Source organism: Natrialba sp. INN-245, from assembly GCF_009807105.1.
In the GTDB taxonomy this organism is placed as follows: domain Archaea; phylum Halobacteriota; class Halobacteria; order Halobacteriales; family Natrialbaceae; genus Natrarchaeobius; species Natrarchaeobius swarupiae.
Map to the genome: position 1 here is coordinate 39,528 of NZ_WUBV01000017.1, position 17,114 is coordinate 56,641.

The 17,114-nt window shown below is 63.1% G+C and carries 20 protein-coding genes; 6 read left to right on the top strand and 14 right to left on the bottom strand.

What is annotated here, in order from left to right; translation table 11 throughout:
* Positions 1-30: 30 nt before the first annotated feature.
* Positions 31-1,098 carry a M42 family metallopeptidase gene (locus GRS80_RS05005; protein WP_160046613.1) on the top strand — a complete coding sequence of 356 codons (1,068 nt, stop codon included), beginning with the start codon at positions 31-33 and terminating at the stop codon, positions 1,096-1,098.
* A 51-nt stretch (positions 1,099-1,149) separates the two neighbouring features.
* Here GRS80_RS05005 and GRS80_RS05010 read toward each other — a convergent pair whose 3' ends face one another.
* From GRS80_RS05010 to GRS80_RS05040, 7 genes are all read right to left on the bottom strand, one after another.
* Positions 1,150-1,764, bottom strand: coding sequence for a HemK2/MTQ2 family protein methyltransferase (locus GRS80_RS05010; RefSeq protein WP_160046614.1), 615 nt, complete (start codon positions 1,762-1,764; stop codon positions 1,150-1,152).
* Complete coding sequence (locus tag GRS80_RS05015; RefSeq protein ID WP_160046615.1) at positions 1,757-2,962, bottom strand: mechanosensitive ion channel family protein; 1,206 nt, start codon at positions 2,960-2,962, stop codon at positions 1,757-1,759. The genes GRS80_RS05010 and GRS80_RS05015 overlap by 8 nt, the downstream gene beginning before the upstream one ends.
* A gap of 89 nt (positions 2,963-3,051) precedes the next feature.
* A complete protein-coding gene (locus tag GRS80_RS05020) occupies positions 3,052-3,900 on the bottom strand; it encodes a 16S ribosomal RNA methyltransferase A (protein ID WP_160046616.1) in 849 nt (282 codons plus the stop codon).
* A gap of 154 nt (positions 3,901-4,054) precedes the next feature.
* Entirely contained in the window at positions 4,055-4,531 is a 477-nt protein-coding gene (locus GRS80_RS05025) for a universal stress protein (RefSeq protein ID WP_160046617.1), read from the bottom strand.
* Positions 4,532-4,723: 192 nt separating this feature from the next.
* Positions 4,724-5,308: a DUF655 domain-containing protein gene (locus GRS80_RS05030; protein WP_160046618.1), complete on the bottom strand. Its 585-nt coding sequence runs from the start codon at positions 5,306-5,308 to the stop codon at positions 4,724-4,726.
* 73 nt (positions 5,309-5,381) lie between these two features.
* Complete coding sequence (locus GRS80_RS05035) at positions 5,382-5,738, bottom strand: RNA polymerase Rpb4 family protein (RefSeq protein ID WP_160046619.1); 357 nt, start codon at positions 5,736-5,738, stop codon at positions 5,382-5,384.
* A 6-nt stretch (positions 5,739-5,744) separates the two neighbouring features.
* Positions 5,745-6,053 (bottom strand): 50S ribosomal protein L21e, encoded by a 309-nt coding sequence (locus GRS80_RS05040; protein WP_149080091.1) that lies wholly within the window; start codon positions 6,051-6,053, stop codon positions 5,745-5,747.
* Positions 6,054-6,511: 458 nt separating this feature from the next.
* On the opposite strand from GRS80_RS05040, the gene GRS80_RS05045 reads away from it, so the two are divergent.
* Positions 6,512-7,717, top strand: coding sequence for a cystathionine gamma-synthase (locus GRS80_RS05045; protein ID WP_160046620.1), 1,206 nt, complete (start codon positions 6,512-6,514; stop codon positions 7,715-7,717).
* Between the two features lie 20 nt (positions 7,718-7,737).
* Here the strand turns inward: GRS80_RS05045 and GRS80_RS05050 are convergent, their stop codons facing one another.
* Positions 7,738-8,571 (bottom strand): hypothetical protein, encoded by an 834-nt coding sequence (locus GRS80_RS05050; protein WP_235019651.1) that lies wholly within the window; start codon positions 8,569-8,571, stop codon positions 7,738-7,740.
* Positions 8,572-8,850: 279 nt separating this feature from the next.
* On the opposite strand from GRS80_RS05050, the gene GRS80_RS05055 reads away from it, so the two are divergent.
* Positions 8,851-9,540: an MBL fold metallo-hydrolase gene (locus GRS80_RS05055; protein ID WP_160046621.1), complete on the top strand. Its 690-nt coding sequence runs from the start codon at positions 8,851-8,853 to the stop codon at positions 9,538-9,540.
* Positions 9,541-9,790: 250 nt separating this feature from the next.
* Positions 9,791-10,228, top strand: coding sequence for a hypothetical protein (locus GRS80_RS05060; protein ID WP_149080087.1), 438 nt, complete (start codon positions 9,791-9,793; stop codon positions 10,226-10,228).
* A gap of 188 nt (positions 10,229-10,416) precedes the next feature.
* On the opposite strand, the gene GRS80_RS05065 is transcribed toward GRS80_RS05060, so the two are convergent.
* The 3 genes from GRS80_RS05065 to GRS80_RS05075 form a co-directional block, all read right to left on the bottom strand.
* The gene (locus tag GRS80_RS05065; protein WP_343161458.1) at positions 10,417-11,697 is read right to left on the bottom strand and encodes an MFS transporter; all 1,281 of its coding nucleotides are present in this window, start codon (positions 11,695-11,697) and stop codon (positions 10,417-10,419) included.
* Between the two features lie 211 nt (positions 11,698-11,908).
* Positions 11,909-12,175 (bottom strand): elongation factor 1-beta, encoded by a 267-nt coding sequence (locus tag GRS80_RS05070; protein ID WP_149080085.1) that lies wholly within the window; start codon positions 12,173-12,175, stop codon positions 11,909-11,911.
* Positions 12,176-12,185: 10 nt separating this feature from the next.
* Positions 12,186-12,365 (bottom strand): HVO_2753 family zinc finger protein, encoded by a 180-nt coding sequence (locus tag GRS80_RS05075; protein ID WP_149080084.1) that lies wholly within the window; start codon positions 12,363-12,365, stop codon positions 12,186-12,188.
* Between the two features lie 386 nt (positions 12,366-12,751).
* Between GRS80_RS05075 and nreA the strand changes: the two genes are divergently transcribed.
* Positions 12,752-14,059: a DNA repair protein NreA gene (gene nreA / locus GRS80_RS05080; RefSeq protein ID WP_160046622.1), complete on the top strand. Its 1,308-nt coding sequence runs from the start codon at positions 12,752-12,754 to the stop codon at positions 14,057-14,059.
* A gap of 99 nt (positions 14,060-14,158) precedes the next feature.
* Positions 14,159-14,365, top strand: a complete 207-nt coding sequence (locus tag GRS80_RS05085; RefSeq protein ID WP_160046623.1) for a hypothetical protein — start codon at positions 14,159-14,161, stop codon at positions 14,363-14,365.
* Between the two features lie 124 nt (positions 14,366-14,489).
* On the opposite strand, the gene GRS80_RS05090 is transcribed toward GRS80_RS05085, so the two are convergent.
* From GRS80_RS05090 to GRS80_RS05100, 3 genes are all read right to left on the bottom strand, one after another.
* Positions 14,490-15,584: an AI-2E family transporter gene (locus GRS80_RS05090; protein ID WP_160046624.1), complete on the bottom strand. Its 1,095-nt coding sequence runs from the start codon at positions 15,582-15,584 to the stop codon at positions 14,490-14,492.
* 125 nt (positions 15,585-15,709) lie between these two features.
* On the bottom strand, positions 15,710-16,174 hold the full coding sequence (locus tag GRS80_RS05095) for a DUF302 domain-containing protein (protein WP_160046625.1): 465 nt from the start codon (positions 16,172-16,174) through the stop codon (positions 15,710-15,712).
* Positions 16,175-16,412: 238 nt separating this feature from the next.
* A complete protein-coding gene (locus GRS80_RS05100) occupies positions 16,413-17,111 on the bottom strand; it encodes a CPBP family glutamic-type intramembrane protease (RefSeq protein WP_343161459.1) in 699 nt (232 codons plus the stop codon).
* Positions 17,112-17,114: the final 3 nt, after the last annotated feature.

The window sequence follows — 17,114 nt, forward strand, 5'->3', positions numbered from 1 at the left end:
GTTTATCATCGAACGGCCGTCACGTCCAGTATGGATCCAGCGGAATTCGATATCGACGTTCTCGCGGAACTGACAGAAACGAGTGGCGTCCCCGGCTACGAGGATCGTATCCGCGACCTCGTCGTCGACCACCTAGAGGAGAGCGTCGACCGCGTCCGAACCGACGCGATGGGAAACGTCGTCGGAACACTCGAGGGGAGTTCCGAGTACGCCGTCGCCGTCGCCGCCCACATGGACGAGATCGGCTTCATGGTTCGTCACGTCCGCGGAAAAGACGACGGCTTCGGCTTTCTCGAACTCGACGCACTCGGCGGCTGGGACGCCCGCGTGCTGAAAGCCCAGCGGGTGACGGTACACACCGAAGACGGCGATCTTCCAGGGGTCATCGGCTCGCCGCCACCCCACACCTTAGACGAGGAGGAGCGCGAGAAGACTCCCGACGTCGAGGACGTCTTCGTCGACGTCGGTCTTCCGACCGAGGAACTCGAGGAGCGCGTCTCACCGGGCGACCTCGTGACGATGGATCAGACGACCGAACGCGTCGGCGAGATGGTCACTGGCAAGGCACTCGACGATCGGGTCTGTCTGTTCGCGATGCTCGAGGCTGCCGACCGACTCGAGAGGCCCGACGCGACGATCCACTTCTGTGCGACCGTCCAGGAGGAAGTCGGTCTCCGCGGCGCGCGGGCGCTCGGCGTCGACGTCGATCCCGACCTCGCGATCGCACTCGACGTCACCGTCGCCAACGACGTCCCCGGCTTCGACGCGGGAGAACACGTCACGAAACTGGGGGAGGGAGCCGCGATCAAGCTCAAAGACTCGAGTGTCATCACGAACCCGAAGGTCCACCGGCGGATGAAAGCCGTCGCCGAAGGAGAGGAGATCGACTACCAACTCGAGATCCTGCCCGCCGGCGGCACCGACACGGCGGGGTTCCAACGTACGGCAGGTGCAAAGCCGGTCGGCGCGATCTCCGTTCCGACGCGGTATCTCCACACCGTTACTGAGGCCGCCCACGTCGACGACATCGCCGCGACGATCGACCTCCTCGAGGCGTTTCTCGAGACCGAAAACGGCGAACACGACTATACCCTGTAGGTCGTCGTCGGGAACGTCTGGATCGTCCTGCCGGGATCGCCAGACTCGCTCTCAGCGAAACAGCTCGAGGACGGTCAGCGTCTCGAAGGGGAACGACTCGTCGGCGACGGCGGCCGCGCTGAACCCTTCTTCGCCTGCGCGCTCGACGACCGCCTCGACGCCGGTGAGACTGCTGACGAGCAGGTAGACCGACCCGTCCGGCGCGAGCACGCGTCCGACGTCCGCGAGGAACGGATCGATCACTGCACGGCCGTCCTCGCCCCCCGAGAGCGCACGTTCCATCCAGTCGTCCCACTCGTTGTCCGGCTCCGTCGGGAGATACGGCGGGTTGAACAACACGGCGTCAAACGCTCCGTCGGCGAACGGCGAAACGAGATTCGCCCGAACGGTCTCGACGCCGCCGCCAGCAGCCTGGCGAACGGCGTGTGGGTTGATGTCGGCTGCGACCACTCGAGCCTCCGTCTCGTCGGCGACGCGACCGGCGACGTAGCCGGACCCGGTCCCGACCTCGAGGACGAGCGATCGCTCACCGTCGTCGCCGCCCTCGCCGTCCCTGTCTCGTTCCTCTACGAGACGAGAGCAGGCCGTCCCGGCGAGCAGTTCCGAATCCTCCGCCGGCTGGTAGACGTCCGTCTCGAGGCCCCGTCTCGAGGCGAGGTCAGTCATCGTTCCTCCGTTCCGTCATCCGGTACTCGGTTCCATCGGTGGTCTGATCGTCGGCTATCTCTCCGTCGTCCGGTCTCGTTCCGTCGGTTTCGTTGACGTCCGTCGGTTCGGTGTGTTCGTCGATCCGAACGTCGGTTCCGGGTCGACTCGAGAGTTCGCGTTGAGGGAACGGGATGCCGATCCCCTGGCTTGCGAACTCGCGTTTGATACCGTTGATCGCGGCGGTTCGGGCGCGCCACCGGCGCTTCGAACTCGGCCGATCGATCCAGAAGCGAACGCCCAGAACGACCGCCGAGTCGCCGAACTCCTTCGTGACGACCTGGGCCCCCGGCGCCGAGAGAGAGTACTCGAGGTCGGCGATGACCGACTTGGCGACCTCGGTCGCTCGTTCGACGTCGTCCTCGTAGTCGACGCCGACGTCGATCTCGATCCGAAGTCGGCCGCGTTTCGATCGGTTCGTCACCATACTCGAGGAGATGACGTCGTTGGGGACCATGACGTACTCGCCGTCGAACGACCGGATGCGGGTGTTGACGATCGAGATGTCGGTGACGATTCCCTCCCTGTCCTCGACTTCGATCCAGTCGCCGATCTCGAACGGTCGGTCGAACATCAGAACGAAACCCGCGAGGACGGTCCCCAGAGTCTGTCTGGCGGCCATCCCGACGACGATCCCCAGAAACCCGGCCCCGACGAGCAGGCCACCCAGATCATCGATCCAGACGCCGAGAACGACGACGAGCGAGACCGACCAGATGATCACCTGCGCGATCCGGTGACTGATCTCGCGTTGGTGGGCAGTCACTGCCGAGGCCGATCCGAGCAGTTCGTCGATCACCCGCTTGACGAACCGTCTGAAGATGAGCGTCCCGACGATCAGGATGAACGAGACGATCGCTCGAGCCAGAATCTCGCCACCGAGGTCGAGTTCTGCGTACCCCTCACGGATCGTATCCGCCTGATCCCAGACGCCGACGACGACGATCAGGGTGAGCAGGAACGTCGTCGTAAGCACCGCGGTCGAGATAACGTCGCCGTACAGCGGTTTAGTTCGATCGCTGATCGTCGCCTGCAGCCGACTGTACGAGAGCAAAACGATCAACAGGGTACCAACTGCTGCGACGGTAGCGGCGAGTTTCAGCTCCGTCGGCTCGACGGTTTCTGCCAACCACTCGAGCATCGCCAGTACCTCTGACATAGTGAACGTTGCCTCTCGGCCTGTCGTCCGCCCAGCTTTGAGTATCCGTCGGTCGGTGATGCTACTCGACCACTGCCGGAAGCAGACTGCTAGCCGTCGGTTTCGGGCTCACCAACCTCGAGTGCGAGACCCGCAAGTTGCGCGAACGCCGTCGGCGACATCGCGTCGGCGCGCTTTCGAAGCACGTCCTCGTCGGCCGCCTCGACGACCGCCTCCGGTTCCTCGAGTCCGGAGATGTGGGCCGTATTCCGGATCGCGTTGCGGATCGTCTTCCGGCGCTGGGTAAACAGCGCCTTGACGAACCGGAGGAAGAACTCCTCGTCGGCGACCTCGTAGGCCGGCTCACGAGGCACTGCCCGAACGACGGCGCTCTGGACGGCCGGCGGCGGCGAAAACGCTTCCTTCGGGATCGACTCGACGATTTCGACGTCCGCGTAGTGCTGGGTCGACACCGACAGCCGGCCGTACGCCGAGGTGCCCGGTTCGGCGACCATTCGCTCGGCGAACTCCTGTTGGTACATCAATACCAGTGGTCGCTTCTCTGGGAGGAGCCGAAAGGTAATCTCACTCGAGACGCCGTAGGGCAGATTCGAGACGGACGCGGTGAACTCGGGCAACTCGACCGAGAGCGCGTCGCCCTCGATCACCGTCAGCCGACCTTCGTCGACCTCCTCGGCGAACTCCTCGCGTAGAAACGCCGCGAGATCGCGGTCGCGTTCGACGACCGTCACCTGGCCGTCGTCTCCCGCTTTCGCGAGCAGTCGGTCGGTCAGCCCACCGGTGCCGCCGCCGACCTCGAGAAGGTGGCCGATCTCCGCATCGTCGGATAGATAGGTCGGGAGCCGATCCAGGACGCGATCGTCGACGAGAAAGTGCTGGTCTCGATCCGGATCGCCGCGGACGCCCGCCCTCGCGAGCAGTCGATCGGGGTCTCTCATTACCCGCGGTTGAGCGCCAACGCGGGTAAACGCACCGTCTCCGTCCGATCGCGAGTGGGTGACGAAAATCAGTACCGAAGCCCGTTCGTACGAACTGTCGCGGCCGATCACAGACCGGCGAGCGATCGACCGGCGATCAGTATCACAGACCGTATCAGGCAGTTCCCTGCCGAACGTACGTCACCGGACAGGGCGCGTTGAGCATCACCTGCTGGGCGGTGCTACCGAACACCGCCTTCCCGGTCGGCGACCGTCGCCGACCGCCGACGATGACGTTGTCCGCGTCGACTTCGTCCGCGAGGGAGACGATCTCGTCGGCCTGATCGCCAACGATACCACGGATCTCGACGTCGACGCTCGCCGCCTCGAGTTCCTCGGCGATCTCGCCGACCGGTTCGGTCTCCTGTGCCAGCGACTCCGGCGGGACACCTCCTTGCTCGAGATCGAGCCCCATCCGATCGATGGCGTCGTGGTAGCTCTGGACTTCGTCTTCGTACTCGTCGGCTGAGATGACGTGTGCGAGAACGACTGTCGCACCGGTCGGCTTGGCGACGTCGATCGTCTGTTGTGTCAGCTCTTCGAACCGGTCGCCGTCGCCTGAACCCACCGCGAGTAGAACGGTTTCGATCATCACTCTCCGTTCAGTTCCAACGGGCTTAAATGTAATGTGAGCGGAGATTCCGCCTCTCGTATCGACCGGGTGGTACTCCGCTCGCGCTGTCGGCGTCATGTCCGGCAGTCGCATACGGTTTCCTGTCCGTCAGTGCCGGCGCACCCGTGACCCGTGGACGGATGTGCCGGTCCATCGGGACAGCAATCCGTATCAGTCGTTGCTCTGGCCGACGAACGTCTGGTATTTGAGATCGTCGTCGCGAAGCTCTTCGAGAATGCGTTCGACGAGGATCTCGTCGGGGTCGTGGAGCCCCGAGACGCGCTCGGAAAGCTCGTCGAAGCTCTCGAACGGTTTGCGTTTTCGTTCGTCGAGGATACCGTTTCGGAGTTTCTTCCCGATACCCGGTAACAGATTCAGCTGGTGGAGCCGCAGGGTGATCGGCTGTGCCTCGTTGTAGAAGTCGACGAACCGCCCCTCGTTCTCGTCGACGACGTCCTGGACGACGTACTCGAGCTCCGATCGGGCCCCCGAAGAGAGGTCGTCGTACTCCACGCGGTGGCTCTCGGTGACGACGCCGCGTTCGTCGGCCGGTTCGACGATCACTTCGTTTCCGATCGTCAACCGCTCGTCCTCGTCGAATGCAACCTGGTAGAGTTCGAAGCTCTCGACGTCGAGTGCGTACCCTGCCGGTGATTTCTCGTACTGGGGTCGTCCGTCGTCCGACAGACCGTGTGCGAGGTAATCCAACACGACTGCGCGCCGAACGTCCGTCCCGTCGCTGTCGGCTTCGCTCATTGTCAGTTGATACGGCGAGGCCATACTTAAATAGTCGGCTCGCTCTCATCTCCACGCGAGACTCGCGGTCCGTTCAGGCGTAGCGGGCGACGACGTTGAGAATTTCCTCGAGTTCGTCGCCGGACAGCGAGTACCGCTGTTGGGCGTAGACGGACCGCAGTTCGTCCCGATTGCGCGGCAGGAGGTTCGCGATCTTGTACGCCGACGGTTCGTCGACCTTCTCTAGGTCCTGCAGGTCGTCGACGAGCTGTTGGGCCTCTGCCGGCTCGAGGACGGCAAAGCGGTTCGCGTGTTCGATCGCGCGCGCGAGTTCGTACGGCAACTCCCGGTCCTCGTCCAGTGCGCGTTCGGCTTCGATGTCGGCGAGTAGCTCCTTCGTCTCCGAAACCGTGAGGAACTCCTCGTCGACGGTCTGCTTGAAGATCGTCATCCGTTCTCAGACGCGGTCTTCGGAGCGGTCCTGGGCGCGCAGGTGGGCCGCAGTGACGATCAGCGTTTTCTCCTTGCCGCCGTCGTTGATGCTGACTTTGAACGCGTTCCCCTGTTTGCCGACAACTTCGCCGGTTCGGCCGTCGAAACGGGGGTGGAACCGACCCTTGTGTACGCTCGGGTCGATCTTGAGGTGGACGTTCTCACCTTCTTCATACTCCTGAATCGCACGCTGTGGCGGGGACGAACCCCGATCTCGAGGATCATTCGAGAGTTTCTTCCGGGTTCCCTGCCGAGGTCCACTAGAGTTGGGCATAGTCGTACGACCCTCTTACTTGGTGATGGTTATAAAACGCACGTTCCGCGTTCGCCAGTCTCTGCTCGGGACGGTCGCTCTTTCATCCTTCGTCATCTTACAGGCCGCACGACGGCCGTCGACGGTCACGTCGTAGACGGTGTTCCGTTCTCAAACCCGGAACCGCTCCTGTACGTCGTAGTCGTCGAACGTCGATTCGAGTGCGGTTCGAAGCGTGGATTCCGTCGTCATGAGTGTCTCGTCGCGTTACGTGCGACGAACGGCTATCGCCCGACTCGAACTGCCGAACCACGGCTATAGCCGAGAAAATCCAGACGATTGTGTGACGTACGTCGGCTTCAAACTGTTGCTTTTTTCGCCACGAACGCTGTTCGGATCGTCTTTAGCTACGATGCACCGTCGAGTCGATACTCGAACCCAGGGCAAACGTAACGTGTATCGGCGCTCTCGGTCCGTGTATGGACGAGTTGGACGGCGGCCGCGACCGAGAGGAGCACCACGACCAGCACGGCGACTACCGGATCGAAACCCGATCGATCCATGCCGGCCAAGAGCCAGACCCCAAGACCGGTGCATTGATGACGCCCATCCACGCCAACTCGACGTACGAACAGGACGCGCCGGGCGACCACCGCGGCTACGAGTACTCCCGGACCGGAAATCCGACGCGGACGGACCTCGAGGAGAACCTCGCGAGCCTCGAGAACGCAGACTACGGCCGCGCGTTCTCGAGCGGGATGGCCTCGATCAACACGGTACTCAACCTGCTTTCCGCGGGCGATCACGTCGTCACCGGCAACGACATCTACGGCGGCACCCACCGCATCTTCACCCAGGTCTACGAGGAGTACGACCTCGAGTTTTCGTTCGTCGACATGACCGACCTCGAGGCGATCGAGGACGCCTTCCGCCCCGAAACTGAGTTACTGTGGCTTGAGACGCCGACGAATCCGCTCATGTCGATCGTGGATATCGAGGGTGCGGCCGAAATCGCCAACGCGAACGACGCGCTCTGTGCGATCGACAACACGTTCGCGACGCCGTACCTCCAGCGCCCCCTCGAGCTGGGTGCCGACATCGTCTCTCACTCGCTGACGAAGTACCTCGGCGGTCACTCCGACGTCGTCGGCGGGGCGCTCCTGACGAACGACGCCGACCTCGACGAGAGCTTTGGCTTCTATCAGAACGCCGTCGGCGCGACGCCCGGCCCCTTCGAGTGCTTTCTCGTCCTCCGTGGGACGAAGACCCTCCCGGTACGGATGGATCGTCACTGCGAGAACGCTCGCGGGCTCGCCGAGTGGCTCGAGGGTCATCCCGACGTCGACCGCGTCTACTATCCAGGTCTCGAGTCGCACCCGGGCAACGAGATCGCCCGCGAGCAGATGGACGACTTCGGCGGCATGCTGAGTTTCGAACTGGACGCAAGCTTAGAGGAGGCAAGCGAGGTCGTCTCGAGTACCGAGGTGTTCACCCTCGCCGAGAGCCTGGGCGGCGTCGAGAGCCTGATCGAACAGCCCGCGCCGATGACCCACGCGGCCATTCCGCGAGAAGAGCGACTCGAGGCTGGCCTGCGTGATGGGCTGATCCGCGTCTCCGTCGGGATCGAACACGTCGACGACCTGATCGCGGACCTCGAGTCGGCGATCGACGTCGTGCTCTCGTAACCGGTCTGCGGAACGACCGATCAGCTTCCACGGCGGGCAACGTGAGATCGGAGTATCGTCTCGAACCCGTCGAGGTACGACTCGACGCCGATACTCGAGAACTCGCCGTCGAACCGTTCGGCCTCCCGGTACTCCGAGCGCCAGCGCTCGAGAAGCGAGGCTTCGACCCCTGATTCGTCGATCGCACGAACGACGGATTCGACGTTCGTCTCCGTGGGATTTCGTTCGATACGCTCGAGGTCGTCGGTCGAGACGACCCCGGTCTCGAGTGCGCGAACCACGATTCCGGAACTGTAGTCCTGTTCGCCGAGTTCGCGCTCCCAGGAGGAGATCCAGTTGCTGATCCGTGCCATCCGCTGGGTTCGCCAACACAGACGCCGCAGCGATGCGAGTTCACAGCCGTCGAACGACGATGCGGCGGCGAGATCGATGTCTGCGTAGACGAACACGAGCATGTTGTGGACGTCGTACGCCCAGAGTTCACGCTCCGTGCCGAGAGTGGGGTACCGATTGAGCAGGGAGGAGTACTCGACGCCCGAAACTGACTGCTCGAGATCGAACTGGAGGCGCTCCGCGAACTCGTCGGCTCGAGGGAGACCCTCGTAGAGCGTCCGAAACCCGTCCCAGAGGTCGATCGCGAACCGAATCCGGTTGCCGTCGACGTCAGGGTGGTCCGGGTTCGCACGCCTCCGTTCGAACGGGACGTTCGCCAACTCCTCGAACGTCGCCCGGTCGCCGTAGCGCTCTGCGACGTCGTCGACCACCGTGATGTAGATCGACGCGAGCAGTTTCGCGTTCCGGACGCGACGAACTGACCCGGGATCGACACAGGAGAGCGTGATTCCGGGGAACACCCGGTACAGCCACTGCCAGAGTTCCCTGTCCCTATCATCGACGATCCGTTCGTACCGTTCGACGTGTGTTTCGACGTCCGCGGGAAACGTCTACTCTCGGACGTCGGCAACGGGATCGGTGTCTTCCTCGAGTGCCGAGAACGAGTTTGTTCCGTGCATGGCTTTTCTGAACGATCTGGGACGGTAATCGTATTTGAATCTGCGTCTCGGTCGACAGTATCGGCGATGTGGTCTGGATAGTCAGTGGCTACTATACGCACTCGGTGCGAACGGTGACGTATGCCAGACCGAGAGGATCCGGGTGTCCACGTCCTTCCGCTCTCCGTCGAACACGGTGGGCGTGAGTTGACGGTGTCGCCCACGGCAGTCGAGACCGAACGCGGACTGGTGTTGATCGACGTCGGGCCACGAGGTGCAGTCGGCTCTCTTACAGTCCACCTCGAGAGCCTCGGATACGAACTCGCGGACGTCTGGTTGGTCGTCCTCACGCACCACGACGCCGATCACGCAGGCGCGCTCGCGGAGCTCCTCGAGCGGACCGACGCGGCCGTCGCGACTCACCGGGCGGAAGCGCCGTTCGTGACCGGCGAGCGCGATCCGTTGAAAGGAAGCGCGGACGGTGACCGGTACCCGCCGGCATCCGTCGACCTCGAACTCGTCGGCGGCGTTCGAATTCCGACGCTCGCCGGGCCGATGGAGATCCTCGAGACCCCCGGTCACACGCCCGGACACGTCTCGTGTTACTTCTCGAACGGGGCGCTCCTGGTCGCTGGGGACGCGCTCGTCGCCGACGGTGACGAACCACTCTCGGGCCCAAAACCCGAGTACACGCCCGAGATGGACCGAGCGCTCGAGTCGGTCGCCGAACTCGCAACGCTCGACGTCGAGCACACGGTGTGCTACCACGGCGGCTACATCGATCGTGGCTCGGATCGGATCCGGGAGATCTCCGAGCGCGCGAGCGAATAGACGGGCCGTACACTTCTCGAAACCGCCGAACACGGATTTACCGATCCCGAGCGGTTCGTAGTACTCGATAACATCTGTCGTGGCCGACACACCGCCCGGACGGAAGCTGCGTCCCAACTGGATGACAATCCGACTCGGTTCTTCTCCGATCCGTTCGGATCGGTCGCATCCGGTCGCGACCGTTCGCCCAGGTCGTCCGGTTGGCACCCGAAGCGGAATTCTCATCGGCCTCGAGTGACAACGTTCACTAATGCGAATCGAACTCCGCGTCTGCCAGCACTGTCTCGAGGGCGACCACGGCAGCGGTCACCACAAAACCGCGCTGTTACAGGACATGGTCAACTGTGCCGAGCGGATCAAGGAGTACAAGGACGTCATCGACCTCGATGCGGTCCACATTCGGCGGGTTCGAGACGACGAGCCCGGCAAACCCGAGGCGCTACCGGTCGTCGCGGCGACGATCCAGAACGACCAGATCGTCCTCAACGATACGCAACTCGTCGCCGAGGGACAGGACGGCAACATGCTCCTGTACGCGCATCCGAACGACATTCTGACCGTCCTCGCAGGCAACGTCGACGAGATCAGCAAAGCCGTCCCCGGAGACGTCACCGTCGACCTGTCGGAACCGGGCGCGAAGATCGTCTCAGAGGCGAACCTCGGTGCCAATCGGAACCCGGACGGATAACGTAGCTCGCCCTATTCGTGAAACGTTCGCACGGATGAGATCCGCCGCGAGGGTGAATCGCCCACGAAGACACTCCAGGGACGACTCGAGTCGATCCCGAACGCCCGACTCACCTCGGCATCTCCTGTTATGTCCCGTCGACGATCGACGCCGATGCTCGAGACACGGTACGTCGACGGGGAGGACGGTTATGCTCCGGCGTCGATTCGGCGGTACAACACGAGCGAACAGCAGAACGCGACGGCGACGGACCCCGCGAGCAGGCCGAACGCGAGTCGGTAGCCGAACTCGGTGTAGGCGACGGTTCCCCCGACGGTGTCGCCCGTCCGGTACGCGTCGAGTATGACGCCGATCAGGGTCGGAAGGACGGTCGCGCCGACGAAGCCCGCGCCGTTGACTGTGGCTGTCGCGACGCCGCTTGCACCCGCCGGATACCGTTCTTTGACGATCGACAGCGAGAGCATGACGGCTCCGATCAGGAATCCAGAGACGAAGTACGCGACGCCGACGGCGGGAAGCGGCGGACGACCGAACGCGGGAACGATCGAGAGCACGAGGACGAACAGTCCTAACCCGGCGACGAGCGGGAGCGTCCGCTGTCCGAGCCGATCCGAGATCCAGCCGACGGTCGGCGCGCCGAGGAGCATCCCGATCGAGCCGAGGAGTGTAAAGTAGGATGCCGTCGTCACCTCGAGGTCGTAGACGACGACGAGATAGGGAACGCCCCACAGCCCGATCAGCGTCAGGATCGTCCCGTTGCCGGCGAAGAAGATCATCGACAACAGCCACTGGTCGGGATCACGGGCCAGCCGACGCAGGTACTGACCGGTCTCCGCGAGGGTGATCGACGGCTGTTCTGGCACGCCCTCGATCGGCTCGAGGCCGGCGTCGGTCGGAGAGTTCCGCGCCAGGACGTACACGCCGGCGGAGCCGAGAAAGCCGACGATCGCGAGTCCGAAGACGGTCGGCCGCCAGCCGAACGAGTCGACGGTGATCGCGAGCGGCGTGGTTGCGAGGATGGCACCGAGGCCCGCGACACCGGCGGTCAACCCCGTCATCGTCGCGAACTCGCCCGCCCGATACCAGTTCGCACAGAACCGGAGGATGGAGACGAAGATGACGCCGCTTCCGAGACCGATCAGCGCCCGAGAGGCAAGTGCGAGCACGTAGCCGTCGCTGACGGCGAAGCCGATCGCGCCGACGCTCAGCACGACGCCGCCGATCGACCCAACGTGGCGCGGCCCGACCCGATCCGCGAGCACACCGGTCGGGATCTGAATCGCCGCGTAGATCAGGAAAAACGACGCGTGAAGCGTTCCGAGCTGGGCCGCTGTCGTGGCGAAATCCGCCGTCAGCCGCTCGGAGAGGACGGCCGTCGAGAGTCGGTGAAGATTGACGAGCAAGAAGACGACCGCGAGCGCTCCCCATGCGAGCCACCGACGCTTTCGCGGGTCCGACAGCGCGTTCACGCTCGAGTCGTTTCCCGTTCGCGACAGTAAGAATTGTGATCGGATCGGGGAGTCCAGGTTCGGTGTGCCCGAACAGTCCACTCGGAGAGATCGATCAGCTCACTCCCGGTTCGGCCGCGATGACACGTAACGAGCGCAAACTCACCCGTTCACAACCACGGAGTACAGACTGGAAGCGGTGTACCTCGAGCGGTGAAAAACGGCTATCCGATCAGATACGGCCGACGTTCTCGACGCCGACGCTCTCGACACCCTCGACACCCGTGAAGTTCTCTTCGACGGTTTCGGTTCCGCCGGAGCCGTCGGGGACGATCACGGTGGGGTAGAGCGCGACGAGACCGAACGCGACTTCCTCGCGTTCGACGCCGTTGATCTTTGCTCCCTCGGGAAGCGAACTCTCCAGGCGTTCCTGGAGCGCGTCGAGGTCGATCTCGGGGCTGTTCGGCATGACCTTGATTTTGGCAGCTACTTTTCCCATAGTAATCGTCTCACGGACCCATGAATCCGCAGTCGGGGCACTCATAGAGGTTGCTCTGCTTGCGGCACTTGGCACAGCGGTAGATCTGGGCCCCACAGTCGGGACACTTGAACGCGGCGGCGTTCGTTCCGGCGATATTGATCCCACAGGAGACGCAGGATCGCGTCCCTTGGTCGTCGGTCGTACTCATACTCCTCCCTTTCCGCCCGTCGTTTTTAACCGTTGTCTTTTGCGAGCTCTCGACGCCGGCACCGCCGGCGAGCCGATATGTCTCGAGACGGCCGTTGACTCTGGGTTCAGGGTGTTTTCTGAGCCAGAAAACACCCTTATAGGTATTTTATCTCCCGTTCGAAATGTGTGGGTGCGGCCCACCACGTCGGTGAAGCGCCGGTCGCCGATCGGGCCGTGCCTCTGACACTTCTGTCGTGGATCGAGTGATACGGCAATGATCCGCATCAGTCATCGCAGACTGATGAGGAGCCAGGAGTACCGACCGTGTTTGTACTATCGGTGAGCCGAGTGGCGTTCGAAGCCGGAACTCAACATTCAAGCGGTCCGCCACCGTACACCGACCGAATGCGCCTCGACGACTACATCGAGGAACTCGAGCCCGACGAGGAGGCCGAGCGCCGCCGCCTCGCGAAGGAGAAGTCCTACGCGATTACGGACCACTTGGCGGACTTCGAGCGCCGGTTCGACGACGCGCTCTCGGGCGATACCCTCGTCGGCTCGACGTCGCCGTCGATCTTCGTCGGGCGATCGAACTATCCCGACATCCCCGTCGGATTGCTCTCGCCAGTCGGCGACGAGGAGGCCGCCGAGGAGTACGTCACGGATGGAAACTGGTATCGTCAGGGGTACGCCATCGACGACGTCCTCCAGCGCAGAACCGGACTGTTGAACTCGAGCAAGCGTGCGAACGTCGACTCACCGGGGATCGCGAGTCGACTCACACCCTCCGTTCACGACACCTGGGGCGGCTTCGTCGGCGTTCAGCGGGAGGTCGCCATCGCGGACCGGCCGGTCGACCTCGAGATCGGTCTGGACGACAAACCCGACCTCGGACTTGAGGCGGGAACGGACGTCGCGACCCCGCGTGGCCCCCGCGCCAATGCGCGCAACGCCGAACTGCGGGAGAATCCGTACGTTCCGAAGCCCATCAAAAAGACCTTAGAGGACGACGACTGGCAGGCCCGGGGGGCGATGACCTACCTCTACCGGCGGGGGTTCGACGTCTACGAGATCAACTCGATCCTCTCTGCGGGCGCGCTGGGCGAGGCGAAACAGCGACGACTCGTTCCGACGCGGTGGTCGATCACGGCGGTCGACGACACCATCGGGCAGTTCCTCCGGGGGCGCATCCGGAACGAGCCCAGCGTCGACGAGGTACAGGTGTGGGCGAACGAGTATATGGGGAATCGGTACTGGGTGATCCTCGCCCCCGGGCGCTGGGAGTTCGAACTCGTCGAGATGAAAGCGCCGGGGAGCATCTGGAATCCGGATCCCCACGACGACGTCTGGATGGCCAGCGCCAGCGAGGGCTACGAGGGACGCTCGAGCTACGTCGAGGAGACCGCTGGCGCGTACTACGCCGCCCGCCTCGGCGTCCTCGAGTACCTCGAGTCGGTCGGTCGGCAGGCGAAGTGTCTCGTCTTACGTGAGGTGAGCGACGACTACTGGGCACCCGTCGGCGTCTGGCAGGTCCGCGAGAGCGTCCGAAACGCCTTCGAGGGGGAGTACGGTGAAGCCGAAACCTTCCACGACGCCGTCTCGGAGGTGACGACACAGCTTCCGGTTTCGCACGCACGCTTGCGCCGGAAGTCGGAACTGGCCGCCGGCTTGCAGTCGAGTCTGGACGCGTTCGCTCGCTCGAACGAGCCGTGATCGGGTCATCATATCGTCCAAATTCGGGCGATGGCTGTGGCGGTATCGGTCGGCGCACTCGAGGAAAACGCCTTTAATCGATCGGCGCCGAGCCACCTTATGGCGCTCCCACCCGATCTCATCACGCTTCTGGCAGCGCTGTTCATGCTCTTTGGCGTTCCGCTGATCCTGTTCTCGATCGTCCTGCTGTACACCGGCTACGTGCGCTACGACGCCGAACAGTATCTCGAGGAACTCGAGGCTGAAGCGGAGGAAAGGGTCGACGAACACGGGGACGAGGGCGTTCCTGAGTCGAACGACCAGTAGATCGGACGGATCGACGTTCGTCAGTTCTCGCGGAACCGAAACGCTATCTGTCGGCTCCGTCACAATCGTCCGCGAGTTGTGGTCGGGCCGGCCGTCGACCGGTACCGACTAACAGTAAACCGTATCAATCGGTTGCGCTCGGCGAGCTGTCCTCGGCGAGTGGTTCTCCCGTCTTGACCGGTCGGTCGGATTCGGTGTCGGCCGCTGTGAAGTCGTATCGGCTAAAGACGTTCAGACCCGCTTTGAACACCGCGAGCAGGACGGGGCCGAGAAACAGCCCCATGATTCCAAGCAGATAGATCCCGCCGATGACGCCGACGATGACGACGGCCGGATGGAGCCCCGAGTCTCGGTCGACGAAGATCGCTCGCAGATAGTTGTCGACGAGCGAGAGGACGGTGACGCCATAGAGGAACAACGCGAGGGCTGGCACCGGGCCACTGGTTATCGCGAGATAGCCCACCGCGGGTGCCCAGACGAGCCAGACGCCGACGGCTGGGAGAAACGCGACGACGGTCATGATGATCGTCCAGAACGCGACGTTCGGAACGCCGAGCAGGTACAGTCCGAGTCCGCCGAGAAGCCCTTCGACGATCGCGACGAGGACGTGACTCTTGATCACCGCCCAGGTGACGACGTTGATCTCCGCGAACAGCTCCTCGCGGACCTCCTCCTCGAGCGGGACGACCTCTCGGAGCCAGACGACGAACGTCTCGCCGTCGGCTAGCAGATAGTACAGGAGAAAGACGAAGACGATCAGTCCGAGCCCCATCTCGATGCTCGTGTTGACGAGATTGAGTAACTCGAGCAACGCGAGTTCGGCGGCGTTCGACAGCGACGAGTCGATCTCCGTGTGGACGGCCATTTCGAGTGCCTGAATCTGTTCGACCTCAAGGCCGAACTCGTCTCGAGCAATTTCGCGACCCCGTGTGACGAGGCTCGCCCCGTCGATGTCGCCGAGAAAGGAGGCGACCGTCTGGAGAACGATCAGCGAGACGAACAACAGTGGAACGACCGCTCCGACGACCGCAAGGATCGTCAGTGCAAGCGCAGCGATCTTCGAGCCCAGACGTGGCTCGAGACGTTCGTACGCGGGGAAGAGTACGAACGCTAGCAGTGCCGCGGCCAGCACGTACTGTAACAGCGGTGCGATCATCAGCGTCGCGATCGCACCGAGGACGACGAGCAGGAGGGCGAAGAAGGCGGTTCGGACGTCCATGCTCCGTTATCCCAGGGCGGATACGTAAACGTTGACAATTCCGCGAACCCGCCGATGGTGGAAACTCGAGGCGATAGATGGGGATCGGTTTGGGTGGTCTCGAGGATTCGAGAATAGACAGAACCTTACTCGCGCGTCTCGCGTTCGACCGAGTCGAACCGATCGAAGGCCTCCTCTGTGAGGTCGCCGGTGGTGTCGATAATCTCTGCCCAGGCCTCGTTATCGGGTGCAGTTCCGAGCAGGCGGGCGATGCGCATGATCGAGACGTGGTAGACGCGCTGTCGACCCGGTTCCTCCTGGTAAACGATCATGTTGCAGGGAAAGAGGCCGCCGATTCGCATCGTCTCGTCGAGCGCCCGGTCCGCGATTTCGGGGTTGCAGGCCCCGAGCACGTAGTAGGGGTCGCGATCGGCGTCGACTTTCTCGTTTAAGAGTTCGGAGGGTGAGAACTCGACCGGTATACCGAAGCCAACATCCTCACAGACCTCGCGGACGTGCTCGATCGCCTCCTCGTGGTCCATCTCGAGGACGGCCTGTTTCTCGCCGAAGGCGTCGGGATCGATCGTCTCGGGGTCGATCGGGAGACTCATACACGAGGGTTCGTCGTCCGGCGTCTTATACGGATTGCTGTACCGTGTTACCGCTGATACGGTCCGTTGTAGTTCTTTACCGGTGATCGCCGTCCCCGTCGGAGCGATCACCGGTAAAACGCTACAACGATCCGTATGAAACCACAGACCGGTCGCGGGCTCGGCGGAACCGATTGACAGTAACCCGTATATACTGCCGGTCGACGGTTCGGATCGATCGGTCCGAACGCGACGGTGATCACAGCGGGATCGGGAGCCACTCAAGGTATCGTAACGCGGCCGTGGGATCGAACAGCGGATCGTGCAGGACGAGCCAGTCGAGCAAGACGAGGCCGGCGCCGTGGGCGATCACCGACGGGAGGATGGAGTTCGATTTGTAGTCGACCGCGCCGAAGAGGACGTCAGTCGGCCCCGACAGCAGGAACTCGATCGGCGGCTTCGAGGAGTGGTGGATCATGTAGACGATAGGACTGATGAACACCGCCTTGAATCCGAGTTCCTTGACGCCAACACAGAGCAGTCCCCGGTAGTAGGTCTCAGTCGCCAACGCGAGCACGAACAGCTGGATCGCGTGTGGGACAAACCCGCCCGGTGCGGCGGAGGTCTCCCAGATCGGGTAAAACGCACGAATCGTCGGAAGCGTCGAACCCACGAGATAAAAAGGGAGAACGAACATCGAGAGCAAGACGGCGTTTCGGACCGCGATGCGGTTGACGTTCCAGCCGATGTGTCGTCCGTGAGTGAGTCCGAGCGCGAGCGGCCCGCCGATCATCAAGATCGATTCGAACACGACTCGACGATCGAGTTCGCCGGGGACCCAGTGCATCCAGACGATCGTCAGAACCGCGCCGGTCAGAAGCGACTTCTGTACCCAGGAAAGTCGATCGAACAGGTCACGAACGCCCTCGAGAACGCCCCCCTCGCTCTCGGTCGCCACGGC

Bases quoted from the DNA above. Each gene is read 5' to 3' on its own strand.
- GRS80_RS05005 (WP_160046613.1), top strand. From the start codon at position 31: ATGGATCCAGCGGAATTCGATATCGACGTTCTCGCGGAACTGACAGAA.
- GRS80_RS05010 (WP_160046614.1), bottom strand. From the start codon at position 1,764: ATGACTGACCTCGCCTCGAGACGGGGCCTCGAGACGGACGTCTACCAG.
- GRS80_RS05015 (WP_160046615.1), bottom strand. From the start codon at position 2,962: ATGTCAGAGGTACTGGCGATGCTCGAGTGGTTGGCAGAAACCGTCGAG.
- GRS80_RS05020 (WP_160046616.1), bottom strand. From the start codon at position 3,900: ATGAGAGACCCCGATCGACTGCTCGCGAGGGCGGGCGTCCGCGGCGAT.
- GRS80_RS05025 (WP_160046617.1), bottom strand. From the start codon at position 4,531: ATGATCGAAACCGTTCTACTCGCGGTGGGTTCAGGCGACGGCGACCGG.
- GRS80_RS05030 (WP_160046618.1), bottom strand. From the start codon at position 5,308: ATGAGCGAAGCCGACAGCGACGGGACGGACGTTCGGCGCGCAGTCGTG.
- GRS80_RS05035 (WP_160046619.1), bottom strand. From the start codon at position 5,738: ATGACGATCTTCAAGCAGACCGTCGACGAGGAGTTCCTCACGGTTTCG.
- GRS80_RS05040 (WP_149080091.1), bottom strand. From the start codon at position 6,053: ATGCCCAACTCTAGTGGACCTCGGCAGGGAACCCGGAAGAAACTCTCG.
- GRS80_RS05045 (WP_160046620.1), top strand. From the start codon at position 6,512: ATGGACGAGTTGGACGGCGGCCGCGACCGAGAGGAGCACCACGACCAG.
- GRS80_RS05055 (WP_160046621.1), top strand. From the start codon at position 8,851: ATGCCAGACCGAGAGGATCCGGGTGTCCACGTCCTTCCGCTCTCCGTC.
- GRS80_RS05060 (WP_149080087.1), top strand. From the start codon at position 9,791: ATGCGAATCGAACTCCGCGTCTGCCAGCACTGTCTCGAGGGCGACCAC.
- GRS80_RS05070 (WP_149080085.1), bottom strand. From the start codon at position 12,175: ATGGGAAAAGTAGCTGCCAAAATCAAGGTCATGCCGAACAGCCCCGAG.
- GRS80_RS05075 (WP_149080084.1), bottom strand. From the start codon at position 12,365: ATGAGTACGACCGACGACCAAGGGACGCGATCCTGCGTCTCCTGTGGG.
- nreA (WP_160046622.1), top strand. From the start codon at position 12,752: ATGCGCCTCGACGACTACATCGAGGAACTCGAGCCCGACGAGGAGGCC.
- GRS80_RS05085 (WP_160046623.1), top strand. From the start codon at position 14,159: ATGGCGCTCCCACCCGATCTCATCACGCTTCTGGCAGCGCTGTTCATG.
- GRS80_RS05090 (WP_160046624.1), bottom strand. From the start codon at position 15,584: ATGGACGTCCGAACCGCCTTCTTCGCCCTCCTGCTCGTCGTCCTCGGT.
- GRS80_RS05095 (WP_160046625.1), bottom strand. From the start codon at position 16,174: ATGAGTCTCCCGATCGACCCCGAGACGATCGATCCCGACGCCTTCGGC.